12 protein-coding genes and 1 other annotated feature are annotated in these 14,927 nt (G+C 39.6%); of the genes, 10 read left to right on the top strand and 2 right to left on the bottom strand.

The annotated features are described in order from the left end of the window. The first annotated feature begins 72 nt into the window (after positions 1–72). From AC2TFD_RS23505 to pheT, 3 genes are all read left to right on the top strand, one after another. Positions 73–822 carry a TrmH family RNA methyltransferase gene (locus tag AC2TFD_RS23505; RefSeq protein WP_335567144.1) on the top strand — a complete coding sequence of 250 codons (750 nt, stop codon included), beginning with the start codon at positions 73–75 and terminating at the stop codon, positions 820–822. A gap of 61 nt (positions 823–883) precedes the next feature. Beyond that, positions 884–1,125 (top strand) — a binding site (T-box leader). A gap of 68 nt (positions 1,126–1,193) precedes the next feature. After that, positions 1,194–2,231, top strand: coding sequence for a phenylalanine--tRNA ligase subunit alpha (gene pheS / locus AC2TFD_RS23500; protein ID WP_335567143.1), 1,038 nt, complete (start codon positions 1,194–1,196; stop codon positions 2,229–2,231). A 38-nt stretch (positions 2,232–2,269) separates the two neighbouring features. Beyond that, positions 2,270–4,684, top strand: coding sequence for a phenylalanine--tRNA ligase subunit beta (gene pheT / locus AC2TFD_RS23495; protein ID WP_484674084.1), 2,415 nt, complete (start codon positions 2,270–2,272; stop codon positions 4,682–4,684). Between the two features lie 90 nt (positions 4,685–4,774). Here the strand turns inward: pheT and AC2TFD_RS23490 are convergent, their stop codons facing one another. Next, on the bottom strand, positions 4,775–5,227 hold the full coding sequence (locus AC2TFD_RS23490) for a cupredoxin domain-containing protein (RefSeq protein WP_335517398.1): 453 nt from the start codon (positions 5,225–5,227) through the stop codon (positions 4,775–4,777). Between the two features lie 345 nt (positions 5,228–5,572). Next, positions 5,573–6,508 carry a ribonuclease HIII gene (gene rnhC, locus AC2TFD_RS23485; protein ID WP_335517395.1) on the bottom strand — a complete coding sequence of 312 codons (936 nt, stop codon included), beginning with the start codon at positions 6,506–6,508 and terminating at the stop codon, positions 5,573–5,575. 134 nt (positions 6,509–6,642) lie between these two features. Here rnhC and zapA point away from each other — a divergent pair, with 134 nt between their 5' ends. From zapA to fadR, 7 genes are all read left to right on the top strand, one after another. Next, on the top strand, positions 6,643–6,903 hold the full coding sequence (zapA, locus tag AC2TFD_RS23480) for a cell division protein ZapA (RefSeq protein ID WP_335517391.1): 261 nt from the start codon (positions 6,643–6,645) through the stop codon (positions 6,901–6,903). A gap of 7 nt (positions 6,904–6,910) precedes the next feature. Then, positions 6,911–7,465 (top strand): CvpA family protein, encoded by a 555-nt coding sequence (locus AC2TFD_RS23475; protein ID WP_335517388.1) that lies wholly within the window; start codon positions 6,911–6,913, stop codon positions 7,463–7,465. 52 nt (positions 7,466–7,517) lie between these two features. Beyond that, positions 7,518–9,239, top strand: a complete 1,722-nt coding sequence (polX, locus tag AC2TFD_RS23470) for a DNA polymerase/3'-5' exonuclease PolX (RefSeq protein ID WP_484674083.1) — start codon at positions 7,518–7,520, stop codon at positions 9,237–9,239. Positions 9,240–9,251: 12 nt separating this feature from the next. Continuing rightward, positions 9,252–11,606 carry an endonuclease MutS2 gene (locus AC2TFD_RS23465; RefSeq protein WP_335517382.1) on the top strand — a complete coding sequence of 785 codons (2,355 nt, stop codon included), beginning with the start codon at positions 9,252–9,254 and terminating at the stop codon, positions 11,604–11,606. Positions 11,607–11,670: 64 nt separating this feature from the next. Next, positions 11,671–12,078: a DUF350 domain-containing protein gene (locus AC2TFD_RS23460; RefSeq protein WP_335517379.1), complete on the top strand. Its 408-nt coding sequence runs from the start codon at positions 11,671–11,673 to the stop codon at positions 12,076–12,078. Between the two features lie 246 nt (positions 12,079–12,324). Next, positions 12,325–14,028, top strand: coding sequence for a long-chain-fatty-acid--CoA ligase (locus AC2TFD_RS23455; RefSeq protein ID WP_484674082.1), 1,704 nt, complete (start codon positions 12,325–12,327; stop codon positions 14,026–14,028). A 298-nt stretch (positions 14,029–14,326) separates the two neighbouring features. Further along, positions 14,327–14,911 carry a fatty acid metabolism transcriptional regulator FadR gene (gene fadR / locus AC2TFD_RS23450; RefSeq protein WP_335517372.1) on the top strand — a complete coding sequence of 195 codons (585 nt, stop codon included), beginning with the start codon at positions 14,327–14,329 and terminating at the stop codon, positions 14,909–14,911. The last annotated feature ends 16 nt before the right edge of the window (positions 14,912–14,927 follow it).

Genomic DNA, 14,927 nt, shown 5'->3' with positions numbered 1-14,927 from the left:
GTTTTCTAATTTTGGTTTTATTATGTATTTTTTTTGGGATATAATGAGGAAAAACACTAGAGGGGTACAAACTTGAAACATATTGAATCCATTCAAAATCCAAAAGTAAAACAATGGAAAAAGCTTTTAACAAAAAAGGAACGAGATAAATCTGGGACATTTTTAGTGGAAGGGTTTCATTTAGTTGAAGAAGCATTAAAACATAGTGAAAGTGTAATCGAAATCATCGTTTCTACGAATGTAGGGATTCCACCGCGCTGGGACTTTAATGAAATACCTGTCACGACCGTCACAGAAGAGATTTCAAACACTTTATCAGATACGGAAGCACCGCAAGGAATCTATGCAGTTTGCAGACAAGTCTCAATCGAGGTACCAGATGGGAAGACATATCTTTTAATAGATGCGGTGCAGGATCCAGGGAATTTAGGCACCATGATTCGCACAGCGGACGCAGCTGGTATTGACGCTGTTATAGTAGGAAGGGGCAGCGTAGACGTATATAATTCAAAGGTACTCCGATCAGCTCAGGGAAGTCATTTTCACCTGCCGATTATAACCGGTGACCTCCATGAATGGATGGAACAGCTAAAGGAAAAAAATATTTCCGTTTATGGTACAGCACTTGAAGGGGCATCTGCATATACTGATATTTCAACAGAGGATAGATTTGCATTACTTGTTGGCAACGAGGGCAGCGGGGTTAGCAAAGAGCTGCTTTCTAAAACGGACGCGAACCTGTATATTCCGATTTACGGAAAAAGCGAGTCGCTTAATGTTGCCGTAGCAACCGGCATCTTGTTATATTTTTTGAAAAAATAGACGATACTTGTTTGAAACCACTGATAAAGTATTATATAATAATCTACATTATTGAAAAATACTAAAAACGATGACGGAGAAAAGTATCTTATCACAGACCAATTAGGGAGAAAGTGCCGTGACTGAAAGCACTTTTATGGGAATGGTAAGAGAAGTTCACCTCCTGAGTTGGCACCGGGACCACGTAGAAAGCGCGTGTAAAGGTGCACCGGCCTAGCCGTTATCCGAATGAAGCGAACACATGTGTTTTATACATACCGTGTTTACAAGGGTGGTACCGCGACTATAAACCTCGTCCCTTTCCAGGGATGGGGTTTTTTTGTTTTCATTTACTTCATTCGAAATATCATCAAATTTAAGGAGGAATTTCAATGCAAGAAAGATTAAAGGAATTGCAGCAGGAAGCTATTCAAAAAGTTGAACAGTCTTCAAGCTTGAAAGAATTAAATGACATTCGTGTTGCCTATCTAGGAAAAAAAGGTCCCATTACCGAAGTACTGCGCGGCATGGGGAAACTTTCAGCAGAAGAGCGCCCTGTTATGGGAGCACTGGCAAATGAGGTTCGTGAGGCGATTGCTACTACATTAGAAGCGAAACAAAAGGATCTAGAGGAAGCAGCCGTATTAGAAAGACTAGCTTCTGAATCTATTGACGTTACCTTACCAGGAAGTCCGGTTAAGGTTGGAAATCACCATCCTTTAACGAGAATTATTGAAGAAATTGAAGATTTATTTATAGGAATGGGCTATCAAATTGCGGAAGGACCAGAAGTTGAGCAGGATTATTATAACTTTGAAGCTCTAAATTTACCAAAAGGTCACCCGGCACGCGATATGCAGGATTCCTTCTATATTACAGATGAGATTTTGCTGCGTACGCATACTTCACCCGTACAGGCTCGGACAATGGAAAAGAACGAGGGGAAAGGGCCAATCAAAATTATCTGCCCCGGTAAAGTTTACCGCCGCGATAATGATGACGCGACACATTCTCACCAGTTTATGCAAATCGAAGGTCTTGTCATCGGCGAGAATATTCGCATGAGCGATCTAAAAGGTACTTTAGAGGTTTTTGCAAAGAAAATGTTTGGTGAAGATCGTGAAATTAGATTACGCCCAAGTTTCTTCCCATTCACAGAACCATCTGTAGAAATGGACATTTCCTGTATGATTTGCGGCGGACATGGCTGTAATGTTTGTAAGAAAACAGGCTGGATTGAAATTCTTGGAGCAGGAATGGTCCATCCAAACGTTCTTGAAATGGCTGGCTATGATTCTAAAAAATACACTGGATTTGCCTTCGGAATGGGACCAGAGCGAATTGCTATGTTGAAATACGGTATCGATGATATTCGTCATTTCTACACAAATGATGTTCGTTTCTTAAAACAATTTTCAAAACATGAATAAAATTACCACCTCGAATTAGAAAAAAGGAGGAACACGAGATGTTCGTTTCATATAAATGGCTCCAGGATTATGTTGATTTATCCGGAGTTTCAGCTGATGAATTAGCTGAAAAAATCACAAAAAGCGGGATTGAGGTTGAGGGTGTAGATGTCCTTAACGAAGGAATTAAGGGAGTAGTCGTTGGTCACGTGGTTGAACGTGTCCAGCATCCAAATGCAGATAAATTAAGCAAATGTCAGGTAGATATCGGTCAGGGAGAACCTGTACAAATTATTTGTGGAGCACCAAATGTTGCCGAGGGGCAGAAGGTTGCAGTAGCAACAGTTGGGGCAGTTCTGCCAGGTAATTTTAAAATTAAACGTGCAAAGCTTCGCGGTGAAGAATCAAATGGAATGATCTGCTCGCTAACCGAACTTGGAATGGAAGCGAAGATTGTACCGAAGGAGTATTCAGAAGGGATCTTTGTTTTCCCTCAGGATGCAGAGGTTGGAAGTGATGCGATTGCATTATTAAACCGTGATGATGAAGTTCTTGAACTTGGCCTAACACCAAACCGTGCAGATTGCTTGAGTATGCTAGGAGTGGCTTATGAGGTTGCTGCGATTCTTGGCCGTGATGTAAAATTGCCAGAAATCAATCTTGAGCCTGTGAATGAAAAAGCGACAGATTATATAACCATAAAAGTGGAAGCAAATGAAGATAATCCTTTATATGCAGCAAAAGTCATTAAAAATGTAAAAATCGGTCCTGCACCACTATGGATGCAAACAAGACTAATGTCTGCAGGCATTCGTCCGCACAATAATGTGGTCGATATCACCAATTATATTCTATTAGAATATGGTCAGCCATTACATGCGTTTGACTATGATCGTTTAGGTTCAAAAGAAATTCTTGTTCGCCGTGCACAGGATGGCGAGAAATTTGTAACTCTTGATAACGCGGAGCGTACCTTAACATCTGATCATTTAGTGATTACCAATGGAACAGAACCTGTTGCATTAGCAGGTGTAATGGGCGGAGCAAATTCGGAGGTAACGTCAGATACAACATCAGTATTGTTGGAGGCGGCTTATTTCGCAGGTGGTACTGTGAGAAAAGCTTCAAAGGACCACGGTTTACGAAGTGAAGCGAGTGCTCGTTTTGAAAAGGGCGTTGATCCAAATCGAGTTCGTGCTGCTGGAGAACGTGCAGCTTACTTGATGGCAAAATATGCAGGCGGGGAAGTATTAGAAGGTACATCAGAAGTTGATACACTAACCGTTGAACCAGCAGTCGTTTCTGTTACCTTGGAAAAAATTAATAATGTAATTGGCACAAACCTGACAGTTACTGAGGTTGAGGCTATTTTCGAACGTCTTCAATTTTCGGTCAGCAGTGAAGGTGAAACAATTACAGTAACAGCTCCAACACGCCGCGGCGACATCAAAATTGAGGAAGACTTGATTGAAGAAGTGGCACGTTTATTTGGTTACGACAATATTCCAAAAACATTGCCAATCGGTGAAGCGACACCAGGAAAGTTATCTGCTTATCAGGAAAAACGCCGTGTTGTGCGCCAATATTTAGAAGGTGCTGGTTTGTACCAAGCAGTAACATATTCATTAACAAGTGAAGAAAAGGCTGCCCAATTCGCACTTGAAAAGCGCGACTTCATTCGTTTAGCAATGCCGATGAGTGAGGATCGCAGTATCCTGCGTTTAAGTATTATGCCGCAGCTATTGGAAGTTTTAAAATACAACAGTGCTCGTAAAAACGACAGCCTCGCTGTATATGAGACAGGCGCAGTATTCTTAGCAAATGGAAACGAAGTCTTACCTGAAGAGCAGGAGCATTTAGCTGGAGCGATTACAGGTCTATGGCACAGCCATTTATGGCAGGGTGAGAAAAAGGCTGTTGACTTCTATGTTCTTAAAGGTATTTTAGAAGGTTTGTTTGCAAAATTAGGACTTACTGAAAAGGTGAATTATGTTCAAGCTAAAGTGGACAATATGCACCCAGGACGTACGGCAGAGATTCACTTAAATGGTCAAAGAATCGGTTTTGTTGGCCAAGTGCACCCAACGATGCAAAAAGAGCTTGATTTAAAAGACACCTATGTATTTGAGCTTTCCTTGAAAGCAGTACTTGAGGAAGCGACAGCAGCCCTAAGATACGAAGCCATCCCACGTTTCCCTTCCATCACAAGAGACATCGCTCTAGTCGTGGATAAAGAAACTGTTGCAGGTGCATTAAAGGGTATCATTCAAACAGCAGGCGGACAGCTATTAAAAGAAGTACAGGTATTTGACCTATACGAAGGTGAACGCATGGAAGAAGGTAAAAAATCCATTGCCTACTCGCTGAAGTATATGGACCCAGAACGAACATTAACAGATGAAGAAGTAACAAAAGTCCACTCTCAAGTGCTAGAAGCTTTGAAGAATAAGGCTGGAGCTGTACTTAGAGGATAAATAGTACCGCAAAAAAGAGTATCGATTACCGATACTCTTTTTCTTATCCCCTACACTTTGTTATTTTTTTGAATAAAAAGAGTGCTAGCTCTAATTAACAACAATATAACCAATCATAGGGACCGAGTGGTCACGATGAGCATGCGTTTCACAAATTAATCGGTATGTTCCCGCTTTATCGAATTGAAGCGGAACCATTGTTTGCTCGCCTTTACTAACTTTTCCGCTAATATCTGTGCCTTCAATATAAAAAGGGTGCTCTTCATTCCCGATACCACTAATATATAAATTAACTTTCTCGCCCTTTTCTAAAAAAATAGTTCCTGGGTCCCAGCGAAAAGTCTCCATCTGTTTACCATCTACCGTATGAGATTTTAATTCAGCTGTAATCATATCAATTTCCCGAACTTCACTATCAGATTGTTGATTAAATACCATCGTACTATCTTCTTTGAACATAAACCATCCGTATAAAGCAGCGAGAACTACAGCACCTGCCAAAACGAACAGAATGGTATCTTTCTTAATTGCTAAAAATCTCATGTCAAAACCCCTCTCAGATATTTGTCCTAATTCATACATATGCAGGGTAGCTATGTAAACTTGTCTACTTTTTGTGTGAGTTAGAAAAAATCTGAATGAGGTGCAACTTAAAGGGTTCATGAAGCACGAAATTCTTCAGATTCAAAAAAAGTGACCTCATGAAAGGTTCATGAAGCCCGAAATCCCCCATTTTGGAAAGAAGAGGCCTCATGAAAGGTTCATGAAGCCCGAAATTCCTCAATTTCAAAAAAAGTGACCTTATAAACCCTTCATGAAGCCCAAAATCCCCAAGATTCTAAAAAGGAGGCCTCATGAACGGTTTACTTAAAAACAATTGCAAACCCATTATCCTCTCTTTTTATTCACAAGATTCATTGCCTTTTCCGTATTAGCAAAGTGCAGCTTCACAAATTGCGGCAATACTTCGCGGCCTTTTTTTAAAATTAGCCTAGCTGCAGCCTCATCGACTTGAGCACCGGCACCTTTTGGTATCTTAAAGCCTGCTGATTCACTAAGTTTGTCGATATATTGAACAAACGCATACCTGGCAAGGATTGACGCTGCTGCTACAGCCAGATGAATACCCTCCGCTTTCGTACTAAAATAAACATTTTCCTGCGCTACGGCTTTTTGATTTTTTACATGCTGATAATAGGTGCTCCCCTGGACAAATTGGTCAATGAGTATAGCATCTGGTTTAACGGGAGAAATTTTCTCCAATACATTTAGAATCGCCTGGTTATGAAGAATTGCTTTCATTTTACCCTGGGACATTCCTGACTTTTGAAGTTGGTTGTATTTATCATTTTTTAACGTCATCAAACTAAATGGAACGACATCTTTGATTACCTTAGCTATCGCAATGATTTTTTCATCATTTAAATCCTTGGAATCTCTGACACCTAATTCCTTTAATAACGGGATATCTTCTTTTCGAACATAGGCGGCTACGACAGTTATGGGGCCAAAAAAATCACCGGTACCAACTTCATCAGAACCTATGACAGACAATTGACTGAACCCCTGCGGTAAATTACCGCTGGGAGCTTTTGATTTTGCAGGGGCATTCGAACTAGTTGCCTCTCCCCACCTGCTGGCCTCCGCTTCATTGCCCATTCCCTGAAACAACACCTTACCTGATTTATAGGCTGTAATTGTACAGCCCGCCGTTTTCGCTGCAAACACACTGCCTGGTGGCATTTTTTCTAGCAATTTACCCTGATAATAGGTTTTCATTTTATTAATTTCTGACAAACTTAGATTTAGTACTACATTTCCCAATCAAAAACCACTCCTCGACAATTTTCTATTAAAAGGAAAAAAAGTCCACGTGAGACTGTTTCCCTTTTCGACACATATCTGTTCGTGTTATATTATAAAATAGGGATTTCTTCGAATCGAATGGAGGCAGTAACTTGTCAAATAAAGAAAAAACCAGAACAACCGTAGATATATACGGAACCCAATATGTTATTTTAGGTAACGAGGATCAAAATCATGTTCGACATGTCGCTTCATTGGTTGACAAGAAAATGCGCGAAATTGGTTCCAGAAATCCATTGTTAGATGTGAATAAGCTCGCTGTTTTAACTGCGGTTAATGCTGTCAATGATTTTATTAAAGTGAAGGAACAATTAGAGCGGCTTCAAGCTGAACTACAAAAGGAAAAGGACTGAATAAGTCATGCTTGATTTAGCAATTATTTTATTATTCGTTTTTGGTTTTTTCATCGGTTTAAAAAGAGGTTTTATTTTACAGTTCGTCCATATAACAGGTTTTATTATTGCATACATCGTAGCATATTTATACTATGGTGATTTGGCGCCTAAATTAACACTATGGGTTCCATATCCGAATCTTGGAACCACTTCTCCTTTAAAATTATTAAGTGAGAATGGTAATATGGAGGAGGCTTTTTACCGCGCAATAGCATTTGTTATCATATTTCTTGCGGTGAAAATACTGCTGCAAATTATTGGATCCATGCTCGATTTTATTGCCCATTTGCCTATTCTTAGACAATTAAATGTATGGGCAGGGGGAATACTAGGTTTTGCTGAAGTCTATTTAATTATCTTTATTTTATTATATATTGGTGCGCTAGTACCAATGGAATTTATGCAGAAACCTTTGGATGATTCCATTATCGCAAACTTAATGGTCAACCATACGCCGTTCCTTTCGCAACAAATAAAAAGTATGTGGATTGAATATTCAGCTGCATTGACTTCTCTGTAAGGAGAAGTTTTTCTATTAGAAAGGTTAAAATAAAGCAAGGTGGGTGGAAATTGTGGAGATAAACAAAAAGGATGTTATCCGTCATTTAGAAATGATTGCTATATATATGGAGCTGAAAGGTGAAAATCCCTTCAAGGTATCTGCCTTTCGCAAAGCTGCGTCTGCATTGGAATTTGATGATCGCAGCGTAACTGAGATCGAGGATTTTACTAAGCTATCAGGAATCGGCAAGGGGACGGCAGCTGTTATTGAAGAATACATAAACGAGGGGACTTCCTCGGTGTTGGAAGAGCTAAAAGAAGAGGTTCCGAAAGGTTTAATTCCGTTATTACAATTACCTGGGCTTGGCGGGAAAAAGATTGCAAAGCTTCACAAAGAATTAGGAATTGAAGATGTCACTACATTAGAAGAAGCCTGTAATGCAGGAAAAGTACAGGCTCTGGCAGGCTTTGGCAAAAAAACGGAAGAAAAGATACTAAGTGCAATTGCTAATGTGGGTTCAAGACCTGAGAGACTGCCGCTTGCCTACATGCTTCCTATAGCAGAGCAGATTGAAGCAAAGCTTTCTGAACTTCCTGAAATTCATCGATTCTCACGTGCAGGAAGTTTGCGAAGAGTACGGGAGACCGTTAAAGATCTAGACTTTATTATTTCAAGCGAACAGCCTGAAAAGGTAAAGCAGTTCTTGCTGGATTTACCTAATAGTAAAGAAATAATTGGCGCTGGAGATACGAAGGTATCACTTGTTTTTGGGTTTGATTATGATGTTTCTGTTGATTTTCGAATTGTGAAACCAGAAGAATTTATTACCACTCTCCACCATTTTACCGGTTCAAAGGACCACAATGTCCGGATGAGGCAGCTGGCGAAAGAACGCGGTGAAAAAATAAGTGAGTATGGCGTGGAGAATGTGGAGACAGGTGAAATTCTTACTTTTACTTCGGAAGAAGAGTTTTTCAAGCATTTTGACCTGCCATTTATTCCGCCAGAAGTACGGGAAGACGGAAAAGAAGTCGAGGATTATCACGCCTTTAAAGATGAATTAATCCAACTAAGTGATATCAAGGGTGACCTCCACATGCATACCACCTGGAGCGATGGCGCTCATACGATTGAAGAAATGGTTGAAGCGTGCCGTGCAAAGGGTTATAAATATATGGCCATTACCGACCACTCTCAATACTTAAAAGTCGCAAATGGGCTGACGCGTGAGCGGCTGCTGCAGCAAAAAGAAGAAATAAAAAAATTAAATGAAAAATACGATGATATACTAATATTATCAGGTGTTGAAATGGACATCTTGCCAGATGGTACGTTGGATTATGAGGATGATCTGCTGGCAGAAATGGATTTTGTCATCGCATCTATTCACTCTGCCTTTTCACAGCCAAAAGAAAAAATTATGGAACGGTTAACGACGGCATTAAAAAATGCACATGTTGATTTAATAGCCCATCCTACCGGCAGGAAAATTGGCCGCCGCGAAGGGTATGATGTTGATATTGATCTGCTTATAGACTTAGCAAAACAAACAAATACAGCTTTAGAGCTGAATGCCAACCCTAATCGCTTAGACCTTAAAGCGGAATATCTTAGGAAAGCCCAAGACGCTGGGGTGAAACTATTTATTAATACAGATGCCCATAAAAAAGAAACGTTATCACATATGGATGTTGGTGTTTCAACTGCGAAAAAGGGCTGGATAAAAAAATCTTCGGTTATCAATACATTGGAACCGACTAACTTACTAGAGTTTTTGCATAACCGAAAATAAGGAGGTTACTCCATGCAAGAAAGAACCTTAAAGGTATTGGAATTTACCAAAGTGAGGGATCAGCTCATTGAGCATGCATCATCATCACTAGGAATAGATAAGTTAAGGAATTTGATCCCATCAACGGATTACGAAGAAGTTGTACGGCTTCAAAAGGAAACAGATGAGGCCTCAACGGTTATAAGGATTAAAGGAAATGTCCCATTATCAGGAATTTATGACATCCGCGGACATGTTAAACGCTCGGTAATTGGCGGTGTCTTAAGTTCTCATGAGTTGGTGCAAATCGCTAGTACCATCCGTGCCAGCCGGCAAATGAAGCGATTTATTGAGGAGATTGCTGAAGAAAGAACAGAAATTCCGATTCTAATGGAACATGTAGACCGGATTATCGTTTTAGCAAACCTAGAAGAGTCCATTCGGCACGCGATTGATGAAAGCGGTGAGGTCCTTGATAGTGCAAGTGATCTTTTACGTACGTTAAGGCAGCAGCTGAGGTCAAATGAAGCACGTGTCCGTGAAAAATTAGAGAGTATGATCCGCTCGTCAAATGCAGCTAAGATGTTGTCGGATTCCATTGTCACCATCCGAAATGACCGTTTTGTTATTCCTGTCAAACAAGAGTATCGGGGTCATTATGGCGGTATTATCCATGACCAAAGTGCATCAGGGCAAACGCTCTTTATTGAACCGCAAGTGATTGTCCAATTAAACAATCAGTTGCAGGATATTCGAGTAAAAGAACAGCTTGAAATTGAAAGAATCTTGATGGAGCTTTCTGCCAAAACTGCTGAATTTGAGTCGGAGCTTCAAGTAATCGTAGAGGTACTGGCGAATTTGGATTTTATTTTTGCTAAAGCCAGATATGGTCGGAAAATTAAAGCAAGTATGCCTCAGATTAATAATGAGGGACGAATTGCATTGTATAAAGCAAGGCACCCATTAATAGCTATTGACGAGGTTGTTCCAAATGATATTTTGCTTGGGAAAGACTATACAACCATTGTCATTACTGGACCAAACACGGGTGGTAAAACGGTTACCTTAAAGACACTCGGTTTATGTTCGTTAATGGCGCAAGCAGGATTACAGGTTCCTGCTTATGACGGGTCAGAGCTGGCAGTTTTCGATGCCATCTATGCAGACATTGGTGATGAGCAGTCCATTGAACAAAGCTTGAGTACTTTTTCATCCCACATGGTTAATATTGTTGATATTTTGGAAAAAGTTGATTTCAACTCTCTGGTACTGTTTGATGAGCTTGGTGCGGGTACTGACCCGCAGGAAGGTGCTGCGCTTGCGATTTCCATACTAGACGAGGTGCATAATCGAGGTGCGAGAGTAATAGCTACCACGCATTACCCAGAATTAAAGGCATATGGCTATAATCGTGATGGTGTCTTAAATGCCAGTGTCGAGTTTGACGTTGAAACATTGAGCCCAACCTATAAGCTCCTGCTTGGAGTTCCAGGACGAAGTAATGCCTTTGAAATATCAAAACGATTAGGTTTAAATGATCGTGTCATTCAGGCGGCAAGGTCACATGTAAGTGAGGATAGCAATCAGATTGATAAGATGATTGCTTCGCTTGAGGCAAGTAAGCGGCAGGCTGAAACGGAACAAGAAGAGGCACGTGATTATTTAAGACAGGCAGAAAAGCTTCATCAGGATATGCAAAAGCAAATGATTGAATTTTATGAGAACAAGGATGCCATGCTTGAAAAAGCTGCTGAACAAGCTGGTGAATTACTCGAAGAGGCGAAGAGTGAGGCTGAAAAGGTTATTCGTGATCTTCGTAAAATGAGGATTGAAAAGCATGCAGAAATTAAGGAACATGAATTAATTGATGCAAAACGCCGTCTCGAAGCCGCGACACCTGAAGTGAAGAAATCATCTCAAGCTAGCAAGAAAACGAAAAAGCATACCTTGACACCCGGTGATGAGGTCAAAGTTCTCACATTTGATCAAAAGGGTACACTGGTTGAAAAAGTCTCCAATAATGAATGGCTGGTTCAAATCGGTATCCTGAAAATGAAGGTCAAAGAAAAGGATTTAGAGTTTATGAACACGCCGAAGCCGGTAGAGACAAGACCAATGGCAATCGTTAGAGGCAGAGATGCGGATGTGAAGCTTGAGTTGGATTTACGTGGAGAAAGATATGAGGCAGCCCTTTCAAGAGTGGAAAAATATATAGATGATGCCTTATTATCAAACTATCCTCGTGTATCGATTATTCATGGGAAAGGCACGGGTGCATTAAGACAGGGAGTACAGGAGTATTTAAGAAATCATCGCTCTGTTAAGAAAATCCGGTTTGGAGAAGCTGGAGAGGGCGGCTCAGGTGTTACCATCGTGGAATTTAAATAAGGTCCTTTTTGTATGGTTCTCGATTGTATAAAAAGCCTTTAATAATATTCGGGGAGATTGTGCAATGAACCAGTTTTGGGATAATATGTATGTTCAAAGTGCAGCCAATTATAGCGTAGTTATATTATGTGTCATAGTATTTTTAGCCATTTTTGAATTAGTTACAAAATATAAAAATTGGGATGAAATCAAAAACGGTAATTTTGCTGTGGCAATGGCAACCGGAGGGAAAATATTCGGAATTGCTAACATTTTCCGTTATTCCATTGAACAAAATGATTCTTTGGTAACAATGATTAGCTGGGGAGTATTTGGTTTTATGCTTTTACTGGCTGGATATTTTATCTTTGAATTTTTAACACCTAAATTTAACATAGATGATGAAATTAAAAATGACAATCGTGCTGTTGGATTCATTGCCATGATTATATCGATCGGCTTATCCTATGTAATAGGTGCGGGAATATTGTAAGGGGAGAAAAAAGTGGAGACATTAGCTAAAGTACTTCTTGGTTTATGCGCCTTGTTTTTGCTAATCGGTTTGGGGTACATGTTGTTATAATCAATCAGAAAAATCATCGCCGTTACATTTGCGCGATGATTTTTTTCTTTCGTGAAATAGTAAACATATCTTATAATTCTAATTGTTTAAAGAGTCTGACTATATTATAATGAAGGGGAGTGGAAAATTTTACAATTGAATATAAGGAGGGTTACTATGTATGAGTCAAAACCGTGGCTCGTGTCTTATCCAGATGAAATTCCTAGAGAACTAGAATTTAGAAAGGCGCCAGTTCAACAGTATCTTGTTGATGCGGCGAATAACTTTCCAGAAAAAACAGCTATCCATTTTATGGGGAAGGAAATGACCTATAAAGAGCTATACGAAGAGTCATTATCTTTTGCCAGCTACCTTCAGCAAATTGGGATATCAAAAGGTGACCGAGTTGCGATCATGCTAGCTAATACCCCGCAATCCGTCATCAGTTATTTTGGGATACTAATGGCTGGTGGGATTGTTGTTCAAACAAACCCATTATACACGGAACGTGAACTTGAATACCAAATGAAGGACTCCGGAGCAAAAGCGATCATCACACTCGACATCCTCTATCCTCGTGCTTCTAAGGTGATGCCTAAGACTAATTTGCAGCACATAATTGTAACCGCTATCAAAGACTATCTGCCATTTCCAAAAAATTTAGTTTACCCTTTTATCCAGAAAAAGCAATATGGAATTGTCGTGAATGTTAAACATGAAGGCAATACTCACTTATTTAAAGAAATCGTAAAAATGAAACCTACAAAACTAGTGGAGTATAGCTTCGATTTTGAGGAGGATGTTGCCCTGCTTCAATATACAGGCGGAACAACAGGTTCTCCCAAAGGAGTTATGCTGACACATCGAAATTTAGTAGCAAACTCTTCCATGTGCAGCGCCTGGCTGTACAAAGCAAAGCCAGGAGAAGAGTCAATTTTAGGGATTGTCCCATTTTTCCACGTATATGGGATGACAATCATTATGATTTTATCTGTTATGCAGGCATATAAAATGATTATCTTACCAAAGTTTGATGCTTTAACTACATTAAAAACGATTCAAAAGCAGCGGCCAACACTTTTTCCAGGTGCACCAACCATTTATATCGGTCTATTAAATCATCCAGATATAAAAAAATACGATTTGTCATCGATTGATTCCTGCCTAAGCGGCTCGGCACCACTGCCAATTGAAGTACAAGAGGCATTTGAGGAGATTACAGGAGGAAAACTCGTTGAAGGATATGGATTGACAGAATCATCCCCTGTGACACATGCAAATTTCTTATGGGATCGTCCACGGATAAAAGGAAGTATCGGTGTTCCATGGCCAAATACAGAAGTGAAAATTGTTTCGATGGAAAATGGGGACATCGTACCTGTTGGAGAAATTGGTGAAATCATCATTAAAGGTCCTCAAGTCATGAAAGGGTATTGGAATAGTCCAGAGGCAACGGAGGAAACTATAAAAGATGACTGGCTGTATACAGGTGACCTTGGATATATGGACGATAATGGATACTTCTATGTCGTCGATCGAAAGAAAGATATGATTATCGCTGGCGGATTTAATATATATCCAAGAGAAATTGAAGAAGTTTTGTATGAACATCCTGAGGTTGTAGAGGCAGTTGCTGCTGGTATTCCTGACCCATACCGTGGAGAAACCGTAAAAGCCTATGTGGTGTTAAAAGAAGGCTCAAAGCTTACTTCTGAAGACTTAAACCAATTTGCAAGGAAATATTTAGCTGCCTATAAGGCGCCAAGATTATATGAATTTAGAGAGGAATTACCGAAAACAGCAATAGGGAAAATTTTACGAAGAACACTCGTTGAAGAAGACATGAGAAAAATAGAGGAAGAAAACAAAAAACATGCCTAACTTCTTGCACTTCTTTTTTTTGCATGATAAAGCTTGTCTCTTAACATGGAGTAAAGTAATATAAAATAGTCTTTGTTTTCTTGACAGAAATCAAAGTAATATCTATTATAAAAATATGAATGATTATTCATTCATATTTTTTTCTTTTTGATAAAGGCTATTTTCGTAATGACTGTTGTTAAAATCTTAAAGCCGATTTTAACGTGGAAATAGTTATTTTTCGTTTTTAGAATCTAGTTTGCAAGCTCTTTTCTTCAAAAGAGCTTTAATAAATCTTCTTTACAGAGGAGAGAAAATAGTGAAAAAAAATAAACCTAAATACATGCAGATCATTGATGCAGCGGTCATTGCGATTGCTGAGGTGGGATATCATCAGGCACAGGTTTCGAAAATCGCGAAGCAGGCAGGTGTCGCGGATGGTACCATATATCTTTATTTTAAAAACAAAGAAGACATCCTCATTTCACTCTTTGAAGAGAAAATGGGAAGCTTTATTGAAAAAATAGAGGAATTAATAGCAGGAAAAGAGACGGCGGTGGAGAAGTTATTAATGATGATAGATGCTCATTTCAAAAACCTAGCTGATGATCATCACATGGCAATCGTAACACAGCTCGAATTACGACAATCTAATAAAGAGCTGCGTCTGAGAATAAATAATGTTCTTAAAGGATATTTGCAAGTGATCGATAAAATCATCATCGAAGGTAAAGAATCGGGAGAGTTTGCGAGTGATCTCGATGTCCGTCTTGCTAGACAAATGATTTTCGGCACGATGGATGAGACCGTTACAACCTGGGTTTTGAATGAGGAAAAATATGATTTAGTTGCACTTGCTCAGCCTATTCATCAGCTGCTGGTTAAGGCCTGCAGCAGGCAGTAAAATCCAAGTGTAAGAA

It is taken from the genome of Neobacillus sp. plas4, from assembly GCF_057221695.1.
The sequence above is the reverse complement of the archived record's forward strand: the minus strand, read 5'-3'. Positions and strand labels throughout refer to the sequence as shown.